Source organism: Nocardia uniformis NBRC 13702 (assembly GCF_001613345.1).
In the GTDB taxonomy this organism is placed as follows: Bacteria; Actinomycetota; Actinomycetes; order Mycobacteriales; family Mycobacteriaceae; genus Nocardia; species Nocardia uniformis.
Genome location: NZ_BDCE01000123.1, coordinates 1 through 20,664, shown reverse-complemented (window position 1 = coordinate 20,664; position 20,664 = coordinate 1). Strand labels below are relative to the sequence as shown.

The 20,664-nt window shown below is 66.2% G+C and carries 20 protein-coding genes and 1 tRNA gene; 10 read left to right on the top strand and 11 right to left on the bottom strand.

The genetic code is table 11. The features are described 5' to 3' along the window. Positions 1-522 precede the first annotated feature (522 nt). From NU1_RS38865 to hutC, 6 genes are all read right to left on the bottom strand, one after another. The gene (locus NU1_RS38865; RefSeq protein WP_067529390.1) at positions 523-2,292 is read right to left on the bottom strand and encodes an SDR family oxidoreductase; all 1,770 of its coding nucleotides are present in this window, start codon (positions 2,290-2,292) and stop codon (positions 523-525) included. 19 nt (positions 2,293-2,311) lie between these two features. Continuing rightward, positions 2,312-3,421: a PDR/VanB family oxidoreductase gene (locus NU1_RS38860; protein WP_067529358.1), complete on the bottom strand. Its 1,110-nt coding sequence runs from the start codon at positions 3,419-3,421 to the stop codon at positions 2,312-2,314. Continuing rightward, a complete protein-coding gene (locus NU1_RS38855) occupies positions 3,418-4,326 on the bottom strand; it encodes a metal-dependent hydrolase (RefSeq protein WP_067529356.1) in 909 nt (302 codons plus the stop codon). Before NU1_RS38855 ends, NU1_RS38860 begins: the two co-directional genes overlap by 4 nt. Before the next feature lie 108 nt (positions 4,327-4,434). Beyond that, complete coding sequence (locus tag NU1_RS38850; protein WP_067529354.1) at positions 4,435-4,788, bottom strand: hypothetical protein; 354 nt, start codon at positions 4,786-4,788, stop codon at positions 4,435-4,437. A gap of 43 nt (positions 4,789-4,831) precedes the next feature. Then, a complete protein-coding gene (locus tag NU1_RS38845) occupies positions 4,832-5,566 on the bottom strand; it encodes an N-acetylmuramoyl-L-alanine amidase (protein ID WP_212762324.1) in 735 nt (244 codons plus the stop codon). Between the two features lie 510 nt (positions 5,567-6,076). Next, a complete protein-coding gene (hutC, locus tag NU1_RS38840) occupies positions 6,077-6,835 on the bottom strand; it encodes a histidine utilization transcriptional repressor HutC (RefSeq protein WP_067529350.1) in 759 nt (252 codons plus the stop codon). Between the two features lie 130 nt (positions 6,836-6,965). On the opposite strand from hutC, the gene NU1_RS42055 reads away from it, so the two are divergent. The 5 genes from NU1_RS42055 to NU1_RS38815 all read left to right on the top strand — a co-directional run bounded on the left by NU1_RS42055 (position 6,966) and on the right by NU1_RS38815 (position 11,575). Then, positions 6,966-7,127, top strand: coding sequence for a hypothetical protein (locus tag NU1_RS42055; protein ID WP_157553608.1), 162 nt, complete (start codon positions 6,966-6,968; stop codon positions 7,125-7,127). Then, positions 7,124-8,800 (top strand): urocanate hydratase, encoded by a 1,677-nt coding sequence (gene hutU / locus NU1_RS38830; RefSeq protein WP_067529345.1) that lies wholly within the window; start codon positions 7,124-7,126, stop codon positions 8,798-8,800. The genes NU1_RS42055 and hutU overlap by 4 nt, the downstream gene beginning before the upstream one ends. Before the next feature lie 26 nt (positions 8,801-8,826). Continuing rightward, on the top strand, positions 8,827-10,038 hold the full coding sequence (gene hutI / locus NU1_RS38825) for an imidazolonepropionase (RefSeq protein WP_067529344.1): 1,212 nt from the start codon (positions 8,827-8,829) through the stop codon (positions 10,036-10,038). A gap of 2 nt (positions 10,039-10,040) precedes the next feature. Then, positions 10,041-10,997, top strand: coding sequence for a formimidoylglutamase (hutG, locus tag NU1_RS38820; protein WP_067529388.1), 957 nt, complete (start codon positions 10,041-10,043; stop codon positions 10,995-10,997). Positions 10,998-11,068: 71 nt separating this feature from the next. Continuing rightward, positions 11,069-11,575, top strand: a complete 507-nt coding sequence (locus NU1_RS38815; protein ID WP_245720511.1) for a gluconokinase — start codon at positions 11,069-11,071, stop codon at positions 11,573-11,575. A 133-nt stretch (positions 11,576-11,708) separates the two neighbouring features. Here the strand turns inward: NU1_RS38815 and NU1_RS38810 are convergent, their stop codons facing one another. After that, a complete protein-coding gene (locus NU1_RS38810; RefSeq protein ID WP_067529342.1) occupies positions 11,709-12,704 on the bottom strand; it encodes a zinc-binding dehydrogenase in 996 nt (331 codons plus the stop codon). Between the two features lie 156 nt (positions 12,705-12,860). Here NU1_RS38810 and NU1_RS38805 point away from each other — a divergent pair. Both NU1_RS38805 and NU1_RS38800 read left to right on the top strand, forming a co-directional pair. Beyond that, a tRNA-Glu gene (locus tag NU1_RS38805) sits at positions 12,861-12,933 on the top strand. Between the two features lie 169 nt (positions 12,934-13,102). Beyond that, positions 13,103-14,110 carry a toprim domain-containing protein gene (locus tag NU1_RS38800; RefSeq protein ID WP_157553606.1) on the top strand — a complete coding sequence of 336 codons (1,008 nt, stop codon included), beginning with the start codon at positions 13,103-13,105 and terminating at the stop codon, positions 14,108-14,110. Here the strand turns inward: NU1_RS38800 and NU1_RS38795 are convergent. Continuing rightward, complete coding sequence (locus NU1_RS38795; protein WP_067529339.1) at positions 14,029-15,039, bottom strand: YdcF family protein; 1,011 nt, start codon at positions 15,037-15,039, stop codon at positions 14,029-14,031. The two genes, NU1_RS38800 and NU1_RS38795, sit on opposite strands and share 82 nt — an antisense overlap. Positions 15,040-15,273: 234 nt before the next feature. Between NU1_RS38795 and NU1_RS38790 the strand changes: the two genes are divergently transcribed. Further along, positions 15,274-16,293: an FAD-dependent oxidoreductase gene (locus NU1_RS38790; protein WP_067529338.1), complete on the top strand. Its 1,020-nt coding sequence runs from the start codon at positions 15,274-15,276 to the stop codon at positions 16,291-16,293. Between the two features lie 69 nt (positions 16,294-16,362). Beyond that, on the top strand, positions 16,363-17,295 hold the full coding sequence (locus NU1_RS38785; RefSeq protein ID WP_067529335.1) for an NAD-dependent epimerase/dehydratase family protein: 933 nt from the start codon (positions 16,363-16,365) through the stop codon (positions 17,293-17,295). Here NU1_RS38785 and NU1_RS38780 read toward each other — a convergent pair. The 3 genes from NU1_RS38780 to NU1_RS38770 all read right to left on the bottom strand — a co-directional run bounded on the left by NU1_RS38780 (position 17,278) and on the right by NU1_RS38770 (position 19,391). Continuing rightward, positions 17,278-17,775: a DnaJ family domain-containing protein gene (locus tag NU1_RS38780; RefSeq protein WP_067529333.1), complete on the bottom strand. Its 498-nt coding sequence runs from the start codon at positions 17,773-17,775 to the stop codon at positions 17,278-17,280. The genes NU1_RS38785 and NU1_RS38780 overlap by 18 nt on opposite strands. A gap of 9 nt (positions 17,776-17,784) precedes the next feature. Then, on the bottom strand, positions 17,785-18,054 hold the full coding sequence (locus tag NU1_RS38775) for a DUF2277 domain-containing protein (RefSeq protein ID WP_067529332.1): 270 nt from the start codon (positions 18,052-18,054) through the stop codon (positions 17,785-17,787). Positions 18,055-18,488: 434 nt separating this feature from the next. Continuing rightward, complete coding sequence (locus tag NU1_RS38770; protein ID WP_169815209.1) at positions 18,489-19,391, bottom strand: glycosyltransferase family 2 protein; 903 nt, start codon at positions 19,389-19,391, stop codon at positions 18,489-18,491. Positions 19,392-19,776: 385 nt separating this feature from the next. Here NU1_RS38770 and NU1_RS38765 point away from each other — a divergent pair. Further along, positions 19,777-20,664: glycosyltransferase family 2 protein (locus NU1_RS38765; RefSeq protein ID WP_157553602.1), on the top strand; the 888-nt coding region annotated here is incomplete at its 3' end.

The window sequence follows — 20,664 nt, the reverse complement described above, 5'->3', positions numbered from 1 at the left end:
CAGCTCTCGATAGACCCGCAATCAGGGGTGATTGAGCGCTCGTGACACTGGGTACCGGCCTGTCCCGATAGCTACCGGCATTCCGCGAATACCCGGCGACCCGCATGCGTCGAATGAGGCACGCCTGCCACGACATCGCCTCGGATGCCTGGTGTGGCGCGAACGAGCCACCACTAGTCGCCCCCACCTCCACCACCCCCGCCTCCGCCACAACCGCCACCGCCACAACCGCCTCCGTCGGACTCACCACCGCCGCCCCCACCGGCACCCCACCCTCGACGCCGACGCCCTCGACTGGGCCGAAGTTCACCCTCGGAGCTGTGGTTCAGCCACGCGAGGAACAAACCCACGACAACCACCAGCACGATAATCGCGATCACTACGTCCATGGACGAAAGCTATTGGTCCCGCGGCGATCCCGCCAGCCAATAATCGACCTGTTACACAGCGAAGCGGCCGGTCCGCGCGTGAGCAACGAACCGGCCGCGTCCCCGGACACCCACCGGGGAGCCGAGACGGCGCCTAGGTCAGTTTGACCCGCGCCGCGACGAATCGGGCGACCGCCGGAGCGAAACGGTTGAAGCGGTACTGCAGGTGCGCTTCCGGCGTTACCGGCACGACGGCGCGATCGCGTTCGACCGCTTTGACGATCTGGGCGGCGACCTTCTCCGGACCGTAGCGCCGGGCAGCGTAGAGCTTGTCGTAGCGCGCCTGCTTCTGGGCTTCCTCGGCGGCGGAGACGCCCGCGAAACGGGTATTCGCCACGATATTGGTGTGCACGATGCCGGGGCAGATGGTGTGGACGCCGATACCCTTGCTCGCCAGTTCGGCCCGCAGGCAGTCGGAGAACATGAAGACCGCCGACTTGCTGGTGGAGTACGCGCTGAAACCGCGCTGCGGCGTGTAGGCGGCCATGCTGGAGAGGTTGACGATATGTCCGCCCAGTCCACGCTCGGCCATGGCCTTGCCGAAGGCACGGCAGCCATTGATGACGCCGTACAGATTGATATTGAGGACACGGTCGAATTCGGCCGCGGAGGTGTCGAAGAAGTCCCCGGCCTGACCGATGCCCGCGTTATTGATCAGGATATCGGGCACCCCGTGCTCGGCGATCACGGTGGCGGCATGCTCTTCCACCGCGTCCTTATTCGAAACGTCCAGCTGGTAGGCCTGCGCGCTACCACCTTCGCGCGCAATGAGTTCCGCGGTCTCCTTGGCGGAGTCGAGGTTGATATCCGATAGCACCACCTCGGCACCCTTGCGGGCGAAGGCCAGCGCGGTCTCGCGTCCGATGCCGCTACCGCCGCCGGTGATGACGAGCAGCTGATCGTCGAATTCCCGTTGCTGGCGGCCGACTTCGGCGCGACGCAGGCCACGCGTCGCCGCGCCGGTACGCAGCGAGTCGATGAGCTCGGTGGTGGCGGTGGCGAGCAGCTCCGGATGCGAGAACGGCAGCCAGTGCCCGCCGCCTACCTCGCGGCGGTAGAGGTTCGGTGCCCATTCGTGCGTGTCGTTGTATCCAGTGGGCCGCACCGCCACATCGCGGCGCGCGATGACGAGCTGCACCGGAACTTCGGTGCGACGCTCACGCGGACCGCTCATGCGGCGCAGGATATTCGCGCGGTAGATGCGCATACCGTCGAAGAAGTCGCGCTGGAACTCCGGACCGAGCGTGACGTTCTCCGGCGAGGTTTCGTTCATGAGGCCGACGAATCGCGACCACATCTTCTCGGTACCAAGGGGTTTCAGCACCACGCGAGGCACACCCGGTGTCATGAACAGGCCGGTGTACAACGACGACAGCAGCTGGGTGAACGGCCCCCACAGCTTGCCGCGCGAGAGCTCCCCACGCACCCAGGCGCCCAGGTGATCCAGGTTCGGCCCGGAGACCGAGGTGAACGAGGCGATTCGCGCGGCGGCATCCGGCTCACAAACCGCTTCCCACACCTGCACCGAACCCCAGTCATGGGCCAGCACATGCACCGGCTCCCCCGGGCTCACCGCCTCGGCGACCGCGAAGAAGTCGGCGGCGAAACGCTCGAGCTGGTAGTCCTCGGTGCGATCGGTGCGGGTCGAACGCCCGTGTCCGCGGGTGTCATAGGTGACGACGTGGAAACGCTGCGCCAGCAGCGGCACCACGTGATCCCACAGGTGATTGTCGTCGGGCCAGCCGTGGACGAGCACCACGGTCTCGGCCGACGGTTCACCGTATTCGTAGACAGCGATCTCGAATTCACCATTGCGGACAATGCGCTCGGATGCGGGGATGATGGTCGGTTGATCGGTCACGATCGTCTCCTCGAGAGGGGTGCTAGAGGTCCAGCACCAGTCGTTCACCGCCGCAGCGGGATACACAGATGAGCATGTCGCCGGCGGCGCGCTCGTCGGGAGTGAGCACCGTGTCGCGGTGATCGACATTCTCCGAAAGCGTGTGCACCCGGCAGGTGCGGCAGAACCCCTGACGGCACGAATACGGCAGCTCCGGGCGGACTTTCAGCACTTCCTCGAGTACGGATTTATCCGCGGGCACCTCGATGACAGTGCCGCTGCGGGCCAGTTCGACCTGGAATACGGTGCCGTTCACCACGGGCGGCGCGGAGAAGCGTTCGGAATAGAGCTCCACTCCCGCCATATCGCACACCGAGTCGGCGATGACCTGGGTCATGACCACCGGTCCACAGCAGTACACGGACGTGTCGGGTCCGACGCCACGCAAAAGGTCCGCGGCGCCGGGTATTCCGTGCTCATCGTCGGTGCGGATGGTCACCCGGTCACCGAAGGACTCCACCTCGTCGAGGAATGGAATGGTGTCGCGGCTGCGACCGACGTACACCATCGTCCAGTCCACACCGAGCCGGTTCGCCATCCGCACCATCGGCAGGATCGGGGTGATGCCGATACCGCCCGCCACGAAATGCACTCGGGCGGCCGATGATCCGTGTCCGGGGAGCACGAACGGGAAGGCGTTACGCGGCCCGCGTACGGTCAGCGCGGTGCCGACGGCCAGGGCCTCGTGCACCTCCAGGGACCCGCCGCCGCCATCGGGTATGCGGCGCACCGCGATTCGATAACTGTGCCGATCGGCGGGGTCACCACACAGCGAGTACTGCCGCACCTTCCCCGACGGCAGCTCCAAGTCCAGGTGCGCCCCGGGCCGCCACTCGGGCAGCTTGCGCCCATCGGGTGCCGTGAACATGACACTGACGACGTCGGTGTCATGTGCCTCGACGCGTCGTTCGGTGACGATCAGCGGAGTCCGCCGATCATCCACCCGCACCGCCGGAGCCTGACGGTTGATCACCGTGGTCCACCGCAACCGGGTCTCGGCAATGAGTTCCAGCACCCGGGTAGCGCGATCGCTGCGGGCCTTGCCGAACAGGTCGAGCGGCGGTTCGGACGGGATCGGACGCGACGCGGTCACGATGCCATGACGCGGGCCGCCGGGGACTGCGCGAGGTAGGCGATAGCCTGCGCGGAGGAGCCGACCCCTTCCGGGCTGTACCCGGGCTTGAAGGTCGACAGCGCGCTCACCAGCAGCGACGGAATGCCGGGTAGCGCTCCCCGCCACATGGAGGCGAAGATCCGGCCGACCAGCATGGGGTAGCGGTGGTTGGGCAGCGAAGGGTCCTGGTGCACCAGATATTTGGTGCCGCGCAGCAGCAGTGCGATAAAGATCGGGAAGATCAGCAGCATGAGCGCGCCACGCCGCACATAGCCGACATCGAAGTACTCGGCGACATCGTGCGCGACCATCCGATGCTCGACCTCTTCGGCCCCGTGCCAGCGGAACAGATCCAGCATCTGCGGGTCGGCGTCGAACTTCTCCAGATCGGCATTGATCACCCAGTCGCCGAGGAAGGCGAAGAAATGCTCCAGCGTCGCGATGACGCCGAGCCGCTCCACCAATTGCTGCTGCCGTTGCGCCTCCGAGCCCGCCTCGCGCGGTCCGAGGGTCTTACGGAACAGGTATTCCGCTTGCCGCACATAGGGTTCCACGTCGATGCCGTGCGATTTCAGCACGTTCTCCAGAACCTGGTTGTGACTTTCGGCGTGCATGGATTCCTGGCCGATGAAGCCGACCATGGCCTCGCGCAGCTTCTCGTCCTGCACCAGCGGCAGGGCTTCGCCGAAGGTGACGAGGAACATGCGCTCACCCTCGGGCAGCAGCATGCTCAGGGCATTGAGCACATGGGAGGCGACCGGTTCGGCGGTCATCCAGACCGGCGGGGTCTTGGTCCAGTCGAACTGGACATTGCGCGCGTGGAGGGCTACCTCGCCGGGATCGGTCGTCGGCTGGCGGCGGCCCAACTTCGGAAGTAGCTTCATCGATACTCCTGGTCATTGTGGTACCCGTGGCCGTGCGTGAAACCCGCGACCACAGTTGCTACGTGAGCGTAGCAATATTCTACCCGTTTGTGCTACCAGGGGTAACAGTTAGATTCTCCGCGACTGCGAGCTGTCCGGGTGCGCATGCGGCCGCTGCGACCAGCGGGGTACGCCACGGTGCGGGATCTCGCGCGTGACCGGCGCGCCCGCGCCCGCACCGAGGAACAGGAAGCGCAGCAGGTTGGCCACCGGATCACCGTCCGCCCATTCGACATACACGTGCGGGCACTTGTTGGCGCGTGCCTGACCAGGCAGCAGAATAGCTGCGACGGAGTTCGGCAACGCGACCGCATGCACGCCGACCACTCCGCCGCCGAGGACCCGATGGATCCGGGATCGGGTTTCGCGGTGCTCACCTGGCCGCCCTCGATATTCCGGCGCGTGGATCCCGGACGAGAGCATGCCGGGACCTACCGATCCTGCGCAACCAGGCTCAGTAGCGGAGTCAGCCGAGGTAGGCGATGATCGCCGTGGCGATCGTGGCGGCGAGACGGGCTCGGCCGTCCGGGGATTCGATAATCGCTGCGTCCGCGGGATGGCGCATATTGCCGCATTCGACCAGGGCCGCGGGACGTTCGGCGAAATTGAGGCCGGCCAGGTCCGGGCGCGGATTGAGACCGTGTGAGCCGATATAGGTGGAGGGCGTGAAGCCATTGCCGACGAAGGTGTCGCGGAGCGTGGTGGCCAGGCGCAGGGACGGGTCGCCCTGGGCATCGTTGAGGGGCGGGGAGGAGTGCGCCACGTGGAAGCCGTGGGCATTCGCACCGGTGGCACCATCGGCATGAATGGAAACGATGGCATCCGCGCCGGCGCTGTTGGCGAGTTCGGCGCGCTGGTCCACACAGGGACCGACGCCGGTGTCGTCATCGCGCGTCATGACTACGCGAATACCGCGCGCGGTGAGGAGATCTCGGACGCGGACGGCGACATCCCAGGTGAATTCGTGTTCGGCGTAACCATTATTGGCACTGGTGCCGGTGGTGTTGCACGCCTTGGTATTTCCGCGACCGTCGGGCACCTTGGCATTGATGATCGCCGGGTGCGAGCCGTTACCGCCATTGTGGCCGGGGTCGAGGACCACCACCCGCTCGGACAGGCCCGGGGATTCCAATCCGGGCCGCGACACCGTCGACGGATTCGGCTGTCCCGCTGCCGAGGTATCGGGAAGACCAGTCGTCATTTCGGTCCCTTCAGTCACCGAACCGCCCGCCTTCGAACTCGCGGCCGACTCCTGCGCGCACGCGGCCAAAAGGACCGCTCCGCAGATGGCTGCCATGGTCTTCATCCCTCGCTGCCACACGAGACCACGGTACGGAAGCTAGGCAGGTCTGCGCGGAACGGCGGCTGCCATCGGCGACACCGACCTCGTGTGCGCGCGGTTCGTCACCCACATATATGCGAGCACCCTTGCCACCCGAGTACACGCTCGTGGACCCGTTATTCCGGCGTGCGTTTGGCGGGATCCGCACCGATGAGTACAGCAACAGATCGTGGTGGATTCCGGCCAGAAGCACGCCGGAATGACGGGGCGAGCCGCGTCCGCGACATGGCGGGCGGGCCCGTGACGTGTCGGCCCACCCTCATGGACGTGCGGGGCTGCCTTCATGACGTGTCGGGCCACCTTCACGATGCGTCGGCCCGCCCTACGACGTGCCGGCCCTCCTCGATGGCATGCGGGCCGGGCCGCCCGCTAGGGGGTGAAGGTGCCCTCGAGGCGGTTGCGCGAGCCGGGGTGTACCAGGCGTGCCGCGCTCACCAGTCCCGAGGCCGCCCAGGTGCGCCGCCGAATCAGGAGGCAGGGCTCATCGCGTGCGATGTGCAGAAGGCGGCATTCCTCGGGGCTGCCGTGGACCGCTTCGACGACGTGTTCGCCGCGGACCAGCGGGGCGACCTCGGAGAGGTAGCTGTTAGGGGTGCGCTTGGTGAAGTCCTGTTCGAGGTAGCCGGGGGCGACGGCGGGGGCGACGAAACGGTCTTCGACCTGGATCGGTACGTCATCCTCGAAATGCACCAGGAGGGAATGGAAGACGGTGTCCTGAACCATTTCCCGGAGTAGCGGAGTCGTGACCGGGTCGGTCTGTTCGCGGCGCAGGAGTATTACCTCGGTGCGGTGGCGGTGTCCGCGCTGCTGCACCTCGTCGGCGATATTCTTCACCTCGAACAGCGCACTCGGCTTCTTGGCGGGCGCCACGAAGGTGCCGACGCCCATGAGCCGCTGTACAACTCCCTCGGCCGCCAGTTCGCGCAGCGCCCGATTGACGGTCATTCGGGACAGTTTCAGCGCGGCGACCAGTTGGCTTTCCGAGGGCAGCAGATCACCCTCGGTCCAGTGACCGGCCTCGATCCGCGCCACCACCATGCGCTTGATTCGCTCGTAGGCGGGCGCGGATTCGGCCCCGGCCTGCGCGAACAGCGTCGCGAGCTCGGTATCGACCGCGACCTGCGCCATGCACTTCCATCCCTCCGCACCGCGGACCACCCGCCGCCTGGAAATCGTATCCGACAGCTTGACAGATGCCTGTATATACAGGACTATACATCCCATCTCGGATCCGGTGACTCAGCGCACAGTGCACGCGATGGCCACCCGCACGGAGGTACAGGCCCATGACACTGAGCAAGCCGACGGTCTGGCCATCGAGCGCCGCGCCATCGATGTCACCCCCGAGGCCGAACGCCACGGCACCCCGCGCAGCCAGGTCACCCGCATCCCCTTTCCAACGACAAGGAGCACGCCATGACCGATCGGAAAGATGCTCTGCCGGGTGCCCGCCCGGTACGCGCCCCGCGCGGCAGTGAACTGACCACCCTGGGCTGGCAGCAGGAGGGTGCACTGCGCATGCTGATGAACAACCTCGACCCGGAGGTGGCCGAGCATCCCGACAGCCTGGTCGTCTACGGCGGTACCGGTCGCGCGGCGCGCAGCTGGGAGGCCTTCGACGCCATGGTGCGCACCCTGAAGACCCTGCGCGATGACGAGACCATGCTGGTGCAATCCGGTAAGCCGGTCGGCGTACTCCGCACCAGCGAGTGGGCCCCGCGCGTCCTGCTGGCCAACTCCAATCTCGTTGGCGACTGGGCCAATTGGGAGGAATTCCGCCGTCTGGAGGCGCTCGGTCTGACCATGTACGGGCAGATGACCGCCGGATCGTGGATCTACATCGGCACCCAGGGCATTCTGCAGGGCACCTACGAGACCTTCGGTGCCATCGCGCGCAAGCGTTTCCATGGCACCCTGGCCGGAACCATCACCCTCACAGCGGGTCTCGGCGGTATGGGTGGTGCGCAGCCGCTCGCTATCACCATGAACGAGGGTGTGGCGCTGTGCGTCGACTGCGACGAAACCCGCATCGATCGACGAATCAAGACCAGGTACCTCGACGTCAAGGCAGAGAATCTGGATGAGGCCCTGCGTGTGGCTGTCGAAGCGCGCGATGCCCGGCGGCCACTGTCGATCGGCGTACACGGCAATGCCGCGGAGATCTTCCCGGACCTGCTGGTGCGGGAGGCACCCATCGATATCGTGACCGACCAGACCTCCGCCCACGATCCGCTCGCGTATCTGCCGGTCGGAATCGACTTCGCCGAGATGAAGTCCCGGGCCGCGGCCGATCCGAAGCGGTTCACCGACGAGGCGCGCGAGTCGATGGCCCAGCATGTGGAGGCCATGGTCGGCTTCCTCGACCGGGGCGCGGAAGTATTCGACTACGGCAATTCCATTCGCGATGAGGCCCGCAAGGGCGGATACAAGCGAGCCTTCGATTTCCCCGGCTTCGTCCCCGCCTACATTCGACCGCTGTTCGAGGAGGGCCTGGGCCCGTTCCGCTGGGCCGCGCTCTCGGGCGATCCCAAGGATATCGAGGCCACCGATCGCGCCATCCTGGAACTGTTCCCGAATAACGAACACCTGAGGCGCTGGATCACAATGGCCGGTGAGAAGGTCGCCTTCGAAGGGCTACCCGCACGCATCTGCTGGCTCGGCTACGGCGAAAGGCACCGTGCCGGGCTGAAATTCAATGAGATGGTGGCCTCCGGCGAGCTGTCCGCACCGCTGGCCATCGGCCGCGATCACCTGGATTCCGGATCGGTCGCATCGCCGTACCGCGAAACCGAGTCCATGCTCGACGGTTCCGATGCCATTGCCGACTGGCCGCTGCTCAATGCGCTGGTCAATACCGCGTCGGGCGCATCATGGGTATCGATCCATCACGGTGGTGGTGTCGGCATGGGACGCTCCATTCACGCCGGACAGGTATGTATTGCCGACGGCACCGAATTGGCGGCCCGCAAGCTCGAAGCGGTGCTCACCAATGATCCCGGGATGGGTGTTATCCGGCACGTGGATGCCGGATACGAACATGCCCGCGAGGTCGCCGCCGAGCGTGGTATTCGAATTCCCATGTCGGAAGCCTGATTCCCGATACGCGAGAAAGGACTCCCGTGACCGCACGCTCCACCGTACTCACCGATATCGGCACGCTGGTCACCAATGACCCCGAACTGGGTACGGGGCCGCTCGGGGTGCGCCACGACGCCGCAGTCGTTTTCGACGGCGGCGTGGTGGCGTGGGTCGGCGACTCCGCCGATGCGCCCGGTGCCGATATCCGCCACGATCTCGGTGGACGCGCGGTACTGCCCGGATTCGTGGAAAGCCATGCGCACCTGGTATTCGCCGGTGAGCGGGCGGAGGAGTTCGCCGCGCGCATGTCCGGTGAGCCGTATGCGGCGGGCGGTATCCGCACCACCATCGAGGCGACCCGCCACGCCACCGACGCCGAACTGCTGGCGAATGCCCGGCGGCTCATGGACGAATCGCTGCGGTCCGGTAGTACGACGGTCGAGTGTAAGACGGGCTACGGGCAATCCGTGGCCGACGAATTGCGCAGCGCCATGGTGGCCGGTGCGGTCACCGATGAGGTGACGCTGCTGGCCGCGCATGTGGCACCGCCCGAATACGCCGGGCGCATCGATGATTACGTGCGTATGGTGTGTGCGGAGATGATCCCGGCGGTCGCCGCGCACGCCAAATGGATCGATGTGTTCTGTGAGCGTGGAGCTTTCGACGGCGACCAGACACGGGCGGTACTCCAGACCGGTATCGCGCACGGACTGATTCCCCGGGTGCACGGCAACCAACTGCGGGAAGGTCCCGGTGTCGCGCTCGCCGTCGAGTTGGGGGCGGCGTCGGTCGATCATGTCACCCATGTGACGGCGGACGATATCGAGCTGCTGGCCCAGAGTCCGACGGTGGCGACCCTGCTGCCGGGTGCCGAATTCTGCACCCGGAGCCCATACGCCGACGCTCGGGCCCTACTCGACGCCGGGGTGACGGTCGCACTCGGCGCGGACTGCAATCCGGGCACCAGCTACACCACCAGCATGGCGTTCTGCATTGCCCTGGCGGTGCGCGAAATGGGTATGACGCCGGCGGAAGCGGTGTGGGCGGCTACCGCGGGAGGGGCGAAAGCCCTGCAACGCAACGATATCGGCACCCTGCGTCTCGGCGCACGGGCCGACGCCATCGCACTGTCGGCTCCGTCATACCTACATCTCGCCTATCGGCCAGGGGTCCCGCTGGTCGAAACTGTTTGGCAGGCAGGGCTTTCCGCTCACTCCAACAGTTCGACCGACTTCGGAGCTCTGATTCCGTGACCATCCATACCGCACAGACCGACGAACCCGGAGTGCCCGGATGGGCGGGCCGCGTCGACGGAGAAGGGCCCGAGCACCTGCGATGGCATCAGGCGGTGCGACCCTATCGGTCCGACTGCCCCGCCGGGGCAAGCGTTTTCCTCGGCTTCGCCAGCCATGCCGGAGTACGACGAAACAAGGGTCGGCCAGGCGCGGCGGCAGGCCCGGATGCCTTGCGGCGCGCACTCTCGTCCATGGCCTTGGCCGCACCGCTCGAGGTCTACGACGCGGGCACCGTAGCCGTGACCGGCGACCGGATGGAGGAGGGGCAGCGGGCGCTCGGCACGGCGGCGCGAGCCCTGCTGGACGCCGGGCATTTTCCGGTGGTGCTGGGCGGCGGTCACGAGGTCGCCTATGCCACCTACCTCGGCTTGGCGGAATCGACACTGCGCGGCGGGCGTCGGCTCGGGGTACTCAATCTCGACGCGCACTTCGATCTGCGTGACGACCCGATTCCCAGCTCCGGCACCCCCTTTCGACAAATGCTGGCGGCCGAAGGTGACGCGCTCCGCTACGACGTGGTCGGCATCAGCCAACCCAGCAATACCCGCGCCCTGTTCGACACCGCCGACCGCTTCGGCGTCCACTATCTCCTCGACGAGGACTGCGGCGTCACCCAGACGGCGACCGTCGCGGCGTTCGTCGACGACTTCCTCGCGGATGTGGACCTCGTGTACCTCACCATCGATCTGGACGTACTCCCCGCCGCGGTGGCCCCGGGGGTGAGCGCACCCGCCGCCTTCGGCGTCCCCCTCGAGACCATCCAGACCGTCTGCGATCAGGTTACCGCCAGTGGCAAGCTCGCCATCTGCGATGTGGCGGAACTGAATCCATCGCTCGATATCGATAGCCGCACCGCCCGCACCGCCGCCCGCCTGCTGCATCGCATTGTCACCAAACGGGTTCCTATCACCCGCTGACCGATATCCGGCGCGCCGTGTCCGGCGCCGCACACGATGCCCGCGGGACGAATCCGACTAGGGTCGTGGTTGTGACCACGCAACCTCCGCGCATCGTGGTGATGGGAGTGGCGGGCTCCGGGAAGTCGACTGTCGGGACACTGCTCGCCGAGGCCCTGGGCGTCGAATTCGGCGAGGGCGACGACTTCCATCCGGCCGCGAATGTGGCCAAGATGGCGGCCGGGAACGGCCTGAACGACGAGGACCGCGCACCCTGGCTCGATGCCCTCGTCGCCTGGCTGGCCGAGCGACCCGCCGCCGTCCTCAGCTGCTCGGCCTTGAAGCAGGGCTACCGTGATCGGCTGCGCGAGGCCGCGCCCGATCTGTTCTTCGTTCATCTGGCCGCGCCGCGTGCGGAATTGAAGCGACGGCTCACCTCACGCAGAGGTCACTTCATGAGTGTGGACATGCTCGACTCGCAGCTGTCGGTGCTGCGGCCGCTGAGCGCGGACGAAGCCGGTATCACCCTCGATGCGACGCTGCCACCCGGTGAACTGGTGGAGCAGACGCGCAGCGCCCTGCCGTCCGGTGTCGTCTAGGTCGGCTCATCGAGATGATCAGTGGCGGCCTGAACCGTCGCACCGGGTGTGGCAGGTGCAGCGGGAGGTGGACTGACCGGCGGCCCTTAGCCATCCGGCGCACTTCGGCCGGAACGACGAAGGGCCTCGGTGCTCAGACCGTCAGCAGTGTCCGCCCGACCGCCGACCGCGATTCGATAGCAGCGTGTGCCGCGGACGCCTCGTGCAAGGGGAATGTCTGACCGATCACAACCTCCAGGCGACCGGCCGCCACCTCTGCGAAAGCGCGATCGTGCAGCGCGTTCCAGTCCACCTCGGAGCCGGTGAGCTCGAAAAGGCCGACGATGGTGATGTTCTGGGCGGCAGCGGCTTCGGCATCGAAGTCGGCGAAGTCGCCTGCGGCATTGCCGTATCCGAGAATGCGACCGCCGACGGCCGTGGCGGAGACCGCCGCTCGGCCGATATCCCCGCCCGCACCGTCGAAGACAGCATCCACACCGCGCCCATCGGTGGCGGCCCGCACCTGCTCCGGCCAGTCCGGCTCGGAGTAGTCGATCACCGTCTGCGCGCCCAAGCGCTGTGCCAGTTCGAGTTTGGCCGCGCCACGAGCGGCGGCGATCACAGTCGCGCCCGCCGCTCGCGACAGCTGGATCAGCAGGGTGCCGAGCCCGCCGGCGGCACCGGTGATCAGTACCCGCTCCCCCGGTTGGATGGCGGCGCGGTCGGCGACCAGGAGCGCGGTGATGCCGTCGTGCACCAATGCGGCTGCCTGCGTGAGCCGCACGCCGTCGGGCACCACCGTGAGGGTCTCGGATTTCGCCAACGCCTTCTCCGCGTAACCGCCGATCGGCTTACCACCGCCGATGCCACTCGCGGCGGTGCGGCTGGCCACGCGCTTGCCGAGCCAGCTCGCGTCGACACCGTCGCCGACCGCACTCACCACGCCCGCCACCGCGCCGCCGGGCACGTAGGGCACCTCGAGCGGGAAGAAGTCCTGCCCCCATCCCCCGCGCAGGCGGACATCGAGGAACATGACATCGGCCGCCGCCACATCGATGACGACCTCGCCCGGACCGGCCACCGGATCCGCCGATTCGGTCACCGACAGCACCTCGGGACCGCCGTAAGCCTTCGCCTCCACTGCACGCATCTCATTGCCTCGCTTTCGATTTCATCCAGCTCGTGATGACTCCACCCTCCACCCTTAAGTTATGTTGAGGTCAAGCCGCGACCGCCGATTTCGCAATGAGCGAACGATCGGTTAAGCTAGCTGAGCTTCCACGGTCGCGAGACCGGGGGAAGTCCTGGTCCCGTCGTCTAGCGGCCTAGGACGCCGCCCTCTCAAGGCGGTAGCGCGGGTTCAAATCCCGTCGGGACTACAAAGTAAGGCCCCAGCCATTGCGGCTCGGGGCCTTTCTACTTTTCACAGGTATCACGAAATCAGTGCGAACCGGCCCCCGTTGCCCCTGGTACGTGCATCCGCAAGCGACGGTCGCATCCGCGCTCACGACGGAGTACACCGGAATCAGGAACACCGAGGGGCATGCCATGGGCACCAACCGATCCTGGGACACCATTACCGACGCACTGGACCGAATCAGCGGACCCGGTAGGCACAGCGGCGACTGGATGCGCTACCTGTGCCCCGTCCACGAGGGCGACGGCCGCCGCCACCACCCCTCACTGGGGGTCATCTACGACCGGCAGCGCGGCAGGACCGTGATCCGCTGCTTCGCCGGATGTTCCGACGAGCACGTGCTCGAGCGGCTCGGACTGGGTGTGCGCGACCTGTTCGACCATCCGCGCGCCCATACCGGAAGCGCGCCGCGGCGACGGTCGGAACGATCCGTGGCCGATCGCGCCATCCTGGCGGCTGGACTGCCGCTGGCCGTACGCAAAGCCGACCTCGGGCGGCAGATCGGCCGACCGCGACGCGTCGCCGTGTACGTCTACGAGCGGCCCGACGGCCGCCCCGAAGGCCGGGTGCATCGTATGCGCATTGCGCACGCTCACGGCCACGCCAAGAGTTTCTGGCAGCAGCGGATGACGGAAACCGGTTGGCGCCACGGCGGATTCGCGCGTATCCCCTACCGGCTGCCCGAACTGATTCCCGCCGTGCGGTCCGGCGCGGACATCTTCGTCTGCGAAGGCGAACACGATGTGCTCACCGCCCGCCGGTGCGGCCTCTTCGCGACCTGCAATGCGGGTGGCGCGCTCGGCTGGCATCCCGACCACGCGGCCTGGCTGCGCGGTGCGCATCGCGTCATTATCGTCGCCGACCGCGACGGACCTGGATATCGCCGCGCCGCGCGAGTGGCCGCCACCCTACTGGGCGCGGTCGAGCAGATTCGTATTGTGCAGGCCCGGGACGGCAACGACCTCACCGACCATTGCAATGCCGGTCATCAGGTGAGCGAACTCGATCCGGTGCCGCTGCTCGACGAGCACTATCGCAGGCGCAGCACGGCGGACGGCTACTGCTCGCCGGGAATGACCGCCACCGCGAGAACGAGCAGCGGCGGCACAGCGGCCATGGCCAGGCATACGCCGAAGTAGACCCACTTGTGCTCGAAGAGAATGCCGACGAATTCCCGCAGGATCGCACTCGGCATGTAGTAGAAGGCGGTCGGTGATCCGACCACCTGGGCGTCCAAACCCAATCGCCGAGCGAAGATCGCGGTGCGCAAAGTGTGGAAGTTGCTGGTGACCAACACCATTCGGGATACTCCGCACGCGGCCAGCAGATCCTTTGAGAACAGCAGGTTTTCGCGGGTGGTCGCGGACCGGTCCTCGCGCAGAATTGCGGTGTCGGGCAGCCCCCTGTCGATGAGATAGCCTGCCATGGCATCGGCCTCGGCCATCGCCTCATCGGATCCCTTACCGCCACTGGTCACCAGCAGCGGATGGTTTCCGACCGCGAACTCCGCCCGGTACACCTCGAGCGCCCGATCCAGTCGACTCGCCAGCAGTGGCGGCACCCGCGCGCCGATCAGACCCGAGCCGTGCACGACGATCGCGCCCATCCCCCGCTCATACGGCAACCGCAGATAGACGAACGAGTACAGCAGAAAGGCCACCAGCAGGAAGCTGATGTAGCTGACCACCAGGGTGATCGAGGCGAGCACGGTTGCGAACCACACACTTTCGCTGATCACCGCCACCACGAACAACACGTACGGGGCCAGTAGCGCGACACCCAATCCGAACGACATCAGGTTCGCGACGCGCCGACCTTCGCGCCGCACCATTTGCACGCCATTAGCCATGAGCAGTCCAGCCAGCACCAGCACCAGTAGCGGCGACAGGATGATGAGCATGGCCGTCGCGAATCCGACGACACTGTCGGTATCGAGATCCATCATGCCGAGCAGGGTGAAGAGCAGCGCGAACAGCAGCACCACCCCATTGGCCAGTCGCCGCGGTTCCCGGCGGAGCATCAGGGCGAAGGCACCCAGGAGGGCGAGGCCGATGACGAGCGGGATCACCAGGCCACGGTAGCTGGACTGACTGCCGCGTCCGGAGTTCGGCGCGCCGGACGCGGCTGGTCACGCGGCCCCGGTCACCACCGGCACCGCGAATCCACCACGGTCGCGGCCACGAATCGCCGCCGATAGGCATCGAGCGTGGCGGTGAGCACATGCTCGTGAGCTGGGCATTTATCTGGTTATTTCGATCGGCTATGGTCGAGGCCGGGTCGGTTCACGGGAAGGAGGAGCGGGTTGGTCACGATCGTCGGAGGAGGAATCGCCGGAACTGTCCTCGCGGGTGCGCTGGCCTGCCATGAGCGGCCCGCCACGGTCCTCGAACGGCGTGTCCCGGAGCCCGATGGGGCGTTCCTGGTGCTGGATCGGCACGCCCACGATGTGCTCGGCGAACTCGAGGTTCCGCACGAGGCCTTGGAGGCGGTGTCATTTCCGGTGACCGGCCTGCGGTTTCACTATTTGCCGGAATCCCGCAATACCTTGGGCAGTCGAATGCATCGCCTGTACCGGCGCGCCGACCTCATGCGGGTGCTGGCCGAATTCGCCTGTGACGCGGGGGCCGAGATCCACTACGAGGTCACGGTCACCGATATCGATCCGGTCACCAGAACGGTTTTCACCGAGGATCGCGCTATTGCCGTCAACGATCTGATCATCGCCGCCGATGGTGTCGACTCCGTGGCCCGCGCCCGGCTCGAACCCGACCGCGCCGCCGAATACACGGGACAGGTCATTATTTACGGTACGACCACCGAACCCGTTCAGCTGCCGACTGATCCATCGGTCCTGCATTTCGACGGCCGTTTCGGCACGGGCGCACTGCCGATCAGCAGTTTCGGGCACCTGTGGAAGGACGGCACTGCCTTCTGGTTCGCCCGTCTCACTCGTCCGGCGATTTCTCAGCAGGACAATGGATTTCAGGCCGCGGACTGGGCCGACGATATTCGCGCAGCCGCACCCTGTGTCGACATTATCGATACCCTGCTCGCGAATACGTCGAGCGTGCTGGCCTGCAATGCTCGTCGCGTTCCCTTCCGCGGCGCGAAACCGCCACGGCCACCAATGATTCTGTGTGGGGATGCCGATCACGCCAATTCTCCTGCCGCCGGGCGCGGCGCCTGTGAGGCCATCGACGATGCGGACGCCCTGCATCGCGCCATCCTGACCGGCGAAGATCCCGCCGCCGCCATGATCGTGCGTCGCGGCCGGATCGCGGCCGAACGCGATGAGGCAGCACACCTCTACGGCAGGGAGTGACCGTCATAGACTTCCCCGTCACCCGCTCTGACGCCATCGACGCGGGGCCGCTGGCATAGGAGAGGGAATTTGCGCGTACTCGTCACCGGAGCCAAAGGGTATGTGGGACAGGCGGTTGTCCGGGCACTGCGGGCAGCGGGCCACTATCCCGTCGCCATGGTGCACAGTCACGGTGCGGTGTCCGAGGCCGCCGATACACGCGTGGCCGATCTGCTCGATGCGGCGTCCCTGCGTCGCGCCATGGACGGCGTCGATGCGGTCTGCCATCTCGCCGGGCTGGGGCGGGCGCGCGAATCTCTGACCGATCCGCTGCGCTACTTCCGGGTCAATACCGGCGGAACGATCGCACTGCTTGATGCCATGGCCGCGAATGGGGTGTCGCGAATCGTGTTCGCCTCAACAGGTTCCATCTACGGCACTCCGGAACGGCAGCCTATGATCGAGGAGTTGCCGGACGCCCCACCGCATCCGTATGCCAGCAGCAAGCTGGCGGCCGAACTCGCCGTCGAGGCGGCGGTGCGCGGCGGAATTATCGGCGCGATCACCCTGCGGCTATTGAATATCGCGGGTGGTTCCGACCCCGACCCGACCCGGCTGATCCCGCGCGCGATCGCCGCCGCCCTGGACCACACCCCGCTGACCGTCAATGGCGATGGGACCGCGGTCCGCGACTACCTGCATGTGGACGATGCCGCACTGGCTTTCGTCGCGGGCCTAGATCACCTGTCCGACCCGGGATCGTTCCGCCGCTACAACATCGGCAGTGGGCAGGGCAGCAGCATTCTCGACGTCGCGGCGGCCGTGGAACGAGTCACCGGGCACGCGGTGCCACTGCTGCACGCACCCGCCGCTCCGGAACCGCAGATCCTGATCAGCGATGCGACCAGGGCCATACGCGAACTCGATTGGGCGCCGAAGAATTCGGAGCTCGACGCCATTGTTCGGGACTGCTGGCAGGGACTTCCGGTCCGAGGGCCCGCCTCGTCAGCGTCCACCCCGTAGGCGACGCCACCAGCTCACGCGTTCGGGCTCTGCTCTCTGTGCGGGAACACTCGGCGCGGCAGGTTCGGTAGTCGGCGCGGCACGCGCCTCCCGCCACTGCGCGACCACCTTATCCACATCGATCGGCCGGATGGGAACGATCGGCCCCTCCGGCATCCGCAGCCACCGCACGATCCGCTCATTGAGTTCGGCGACGACCTCACGAACCCGCGATTCGGACGCCAGCTCCCGCACGCCCTGCGGCAGCCGCTCGATATCCCGGCGCAAGAGCAGCGACGGCGGCAACATCACATCGCTACTGAGCCCCTCCCTGCGCAGGTAGTCGTTCAACCACCAGCTCTCGTCGACGGACGTCCCCGCCCCCGGAATCGGTTCCCCTTTCCCGGCCAGACCGTCGAACTCCCCTCGCTCGGTGGCCTCCCGGATCTGCCTGTCGATCCACGATTCGAACCCCAGATTCGACGGTTTCCGCTCAACCATCGCCACCTCTCAATCGTGCGAGTGCATCCGCGCCCGCACCTCGGGCCGCCGCAGCGGCGGAATCGTCTTCGGCGGCACCTTCCGGTCCGGCAGCTCCGCCAACAACCGGGTGGTGACCGCCGCGATATCGGCGACGGCAGCGTCCACCACCGCCCGGTTGCTATCGGAAATACTCGACAGCCCCCCGACCTTCCGCACGTACTGCAAAGCGGCCGCCGTAATCTCCTCGGGCGTCGCCGCAGGTTCCAGCCCACGTAGGGCGGTGATGTTTCGGCACATACTTCGAGGCTAGCGCGGCCTACTGACAAGGTCAGGATGCTCGGCAACGTACTTCTTGGCCGCCGGGTAGTTGGCCTTGCCGTTGGGCTGGCGCATCACCTGATCGACGAACCAGTAGCCGCGCGGGGCCTTGTACCCGGCGACCCGGCTGCGGACCTGGGCGTTCGCTCATCCGCGATACCGACCGAATATCCGAAAGCTCCATCTGCCCGCCCACCGCGCCTCCGATCAGCAACGCGCGCCGCACCAAGCTCCGATACCGATACCGATTGTCGTCAATCGCCGTCACTCCCACACGCTGTATGGGTCACGAGCTCATCGCGCTTGGTCGACAGGGGACGCGGATCTGGTGGGGCCTGATCGATCCGCCCCCGCACGGCGATATCACCACGATCGAACTTGCCTCCCTCGATCCCGCTCTGCCCGTGCGGAAATCAGCCGGTGTAGGTGCGGTATCGGAGGTTCGCCTTCAGCCGCCCCACCAGGCCGGCGGCGTGCATGATCCACAGACCGCGGGGAACACGCCTGCGCGTGAACGGATTCCAAGGATTACACAATGTCGCCACCACCAGCGAGATCAGCATCGCGCGGGTGGGAATCCGCGGGCAGCCGAGCGACCGATGCTTGATACAGACTTGAGCGTACCCATACCCGTAGTCGACGCATTGTCGCCATGCACCTCGGAAGTCTCGCCGCAGCCGGTAGGCCACCAACGCATCGGGAGTGTGCGCGAAAGTCAGACCGGACTGTTGCAGCCGCCACGAGATATCGACATCGTCGCCGCCATTGATCAGATCCTCGTCGTAGCCGCCGATCGCCTCGAAAGCAGTACGCCAGTATGACGTATTGTTCCCATTCGCAAAGGGCATCCAATGCGTAGGAAAGCCCTCCTCCACCGTAGGCACAGGCCGCCAAGTGACGCTACCGCGGTCGTTGAGCGTCTCCGATTCGATCGGCCCACCCACCGCGTCGGCGCCGGATGCGGCACTCACCAGAGCGCCCAGCCAGTGCGGATACACCCGATCGTCCTGGTCGACGAAGACCAGGAAATCTCCACTGGCCACCGCGGCCGCGTGATTACGCGCGAAGGGCGCGCCGCGTTTGGCGCTGCTGTCAACATATCGCAGCCGCAGTCTCTCCGAATGCGGTTGGCGCGCGATGTATTCACGGAGTCCATCGGTCGACCCGTTGTCGCTGACAAGCACTTCGTAGTCGCCGACGTAGTCCTGCCGAGCGAGGGCCTCGAGCTGCTCGGCGAGGTCTGGTAGCCCGTTGTACACCGGGATGATGACGGAAACCAACGCGGGCCTGCGCGTCACCGATCGGGGGTCACTCACAAATCCGCTCCAGTGTTCGCGTCTCGTTCTTCGGTTCACAGTTGCTGCCGCACACTCGCGTTCACCCCCAAGTGACCGAGTGTCGACCCGCGATGTGGATCGATCGAGGCCATGGTTGGCAGATGAGCGCAGCAATTCGTTGTCGTGGACGCGCAATGATAGCGACCAGCGCTCACCCATTCGGGACCGTATTCCCACCACAGGGAATGTTTCGGACGCGGGCTCGCGAAACCCTGCCACGGAGCGCCGACTTCCCAGTGATGGGAACTCGAACTTCACGTCACTTTGCGACGATCCTACGAAAAACCGGATGCCGCACATGACATCTCGGGTTCACTCGCGCCCGCCACCTCCTGCCGCCAACGATATTCGAACGGGTTACACGATGGTCGTTCCACCCTCCCAGGCAACTCTCTCTGTGGTCGTTCCGGCGTTCAACGAGGCCCCCTCGATTGTTCGGACCCTCGAGTCCCTGGTCGAGCAACAGGCTGTGGACGAGATCATCGTCGTCGACAATGGCAGCGAGGACGGCACGGCGGGAATCGTGTTGGAGTTCATCGCCAGCCACCCGAAGGTCGAACTCATCACTCAGCCGCAGCGCGGCGTCTCATCGGCCAGAAATGCCGGATTCGACAGCGCCAGAGGAACATTCATCGCACGCACCGACGCGGACACCTGTGTGGCAGCCGACTGGGGTGAGACAATTCGGGAGTTCCTGCTCGAGCACCCCGATACTGCCGCGGTGACCGGATTGTGTACGTATCACGACTCACCAGTCGGGTTCTTCCTACGCTGGGGCCAGGCCCTGCTGGTGAGGTTCGGCAAGCTGGGAGGTCAGGTGGGGAACCTGTACGGGCCCAATATGGCGATTCGGCGCGAGGCATGGTTGACAGTCCGAGACGACGCGCAAGTCCGTGAGGACGTGGTCGACGACCTCGATCTCGCACTCTGCCTCTCGAAGCGGCAGTTGCGGATCGACCAGTTGACTTCCATGCGGGCGCAGACCTCCTCCCGGCGGCGACGAACCAACCCCCGCCGCTGGTGGCGGTATCAGCTGACCGGCTTGCGTACCGTGCGTGATCAAGGGTTCGAGGTGCGCTCGATACACCGGGTCGCGATCGTCGGCTCGTGGATCGCTCATACCGTGCAATGGCCGATCTACCGATTCTGGGACTTCGAATGCCGACGGTTCCGATTGCGACCGGGAGCCGAACGTATCTCCTCAGCGGGGCGGTTGACGATCGACCAGGCCGGTCGGACGGTATCGATCGAA

What these genes read in the sequence shown, in the direction of transcription:
- NU1_RS38775 (WP_067529332.1), bottom strand. Translation starts at nt 18,054, where the DNA reads ATGTGCCGAAACATCACCGCCCTACGTGGGCTGGAACCTGCGGCGACG.
- NU1_RS38780 (WP_067529333.1), bottom strand. Translation starts at nt 17,775, where the DNA reads ATGGTTGAGCGGAAACCGTCGAATCTGGGGTTCGAATCGTGGATCGAC.
- NU1_RS38810 (WP_067529342.1), bottom strand. Translation starts at nt 12,704, where the DNA reads ATGCGTGCAGTGGAGGCGAAGGCTTACGGCGGTCCCGAGGTGCTGTCG.
- hutC (WP_067529350.1), bottom strand. Translation starts at nt 6,835, where the DNA reads ATGGCGCAGGTCGCGGTCGATACCGAGCTCGCGACGCTGTTCGCGCAG.
- NU1_RS38845 (WP_212762324.1), bottom strand. Translation starts at nt 5,566, where the DNA reads ATGACGACTGGTCTTCCCGATACCTCGGCAGCGGGACAGCCGAATCCG.
- NU1_RS42055 (WP_157553608.1), top strand. Translation starts at nt 6,966, where the DNA reads ATGGCCACCCGCACGGAGGTACAGGCCCATGACACTGAGCAAGCCGAC.
- NU1_RS38800 (WP_157553606.1), top strand. Translation starts at nt 13,103, where the DNA reads ATGGGCACCAACCGATCCTGGGACACCATTACCGACGCACTGGACCGA.
- NU1_RS38855 (WP_067529356.1), bottom strand. Translation starts at nt 4,326, where the DNA reads ATGAAGCTACTTCCGAAGTTGGGCCGCCGCCAGCCGACGACCGATCCC.
- NU1_RS38850 (WP_067529354.1), bottom strand. Translation starts at nt 4,788, where the DNA reads ATGCTCTCGTCCGGGATCCACGCGCCGGAATATCGAGGGCGGCCAGGT.
- hutU (WP_067529345.1), top strand. Translation starts at nt 7,124, where the DNA reads ATGACCGATCGGAAAGATGCTCTGCCGGGTGCCCGCCCGGTACGCGCC.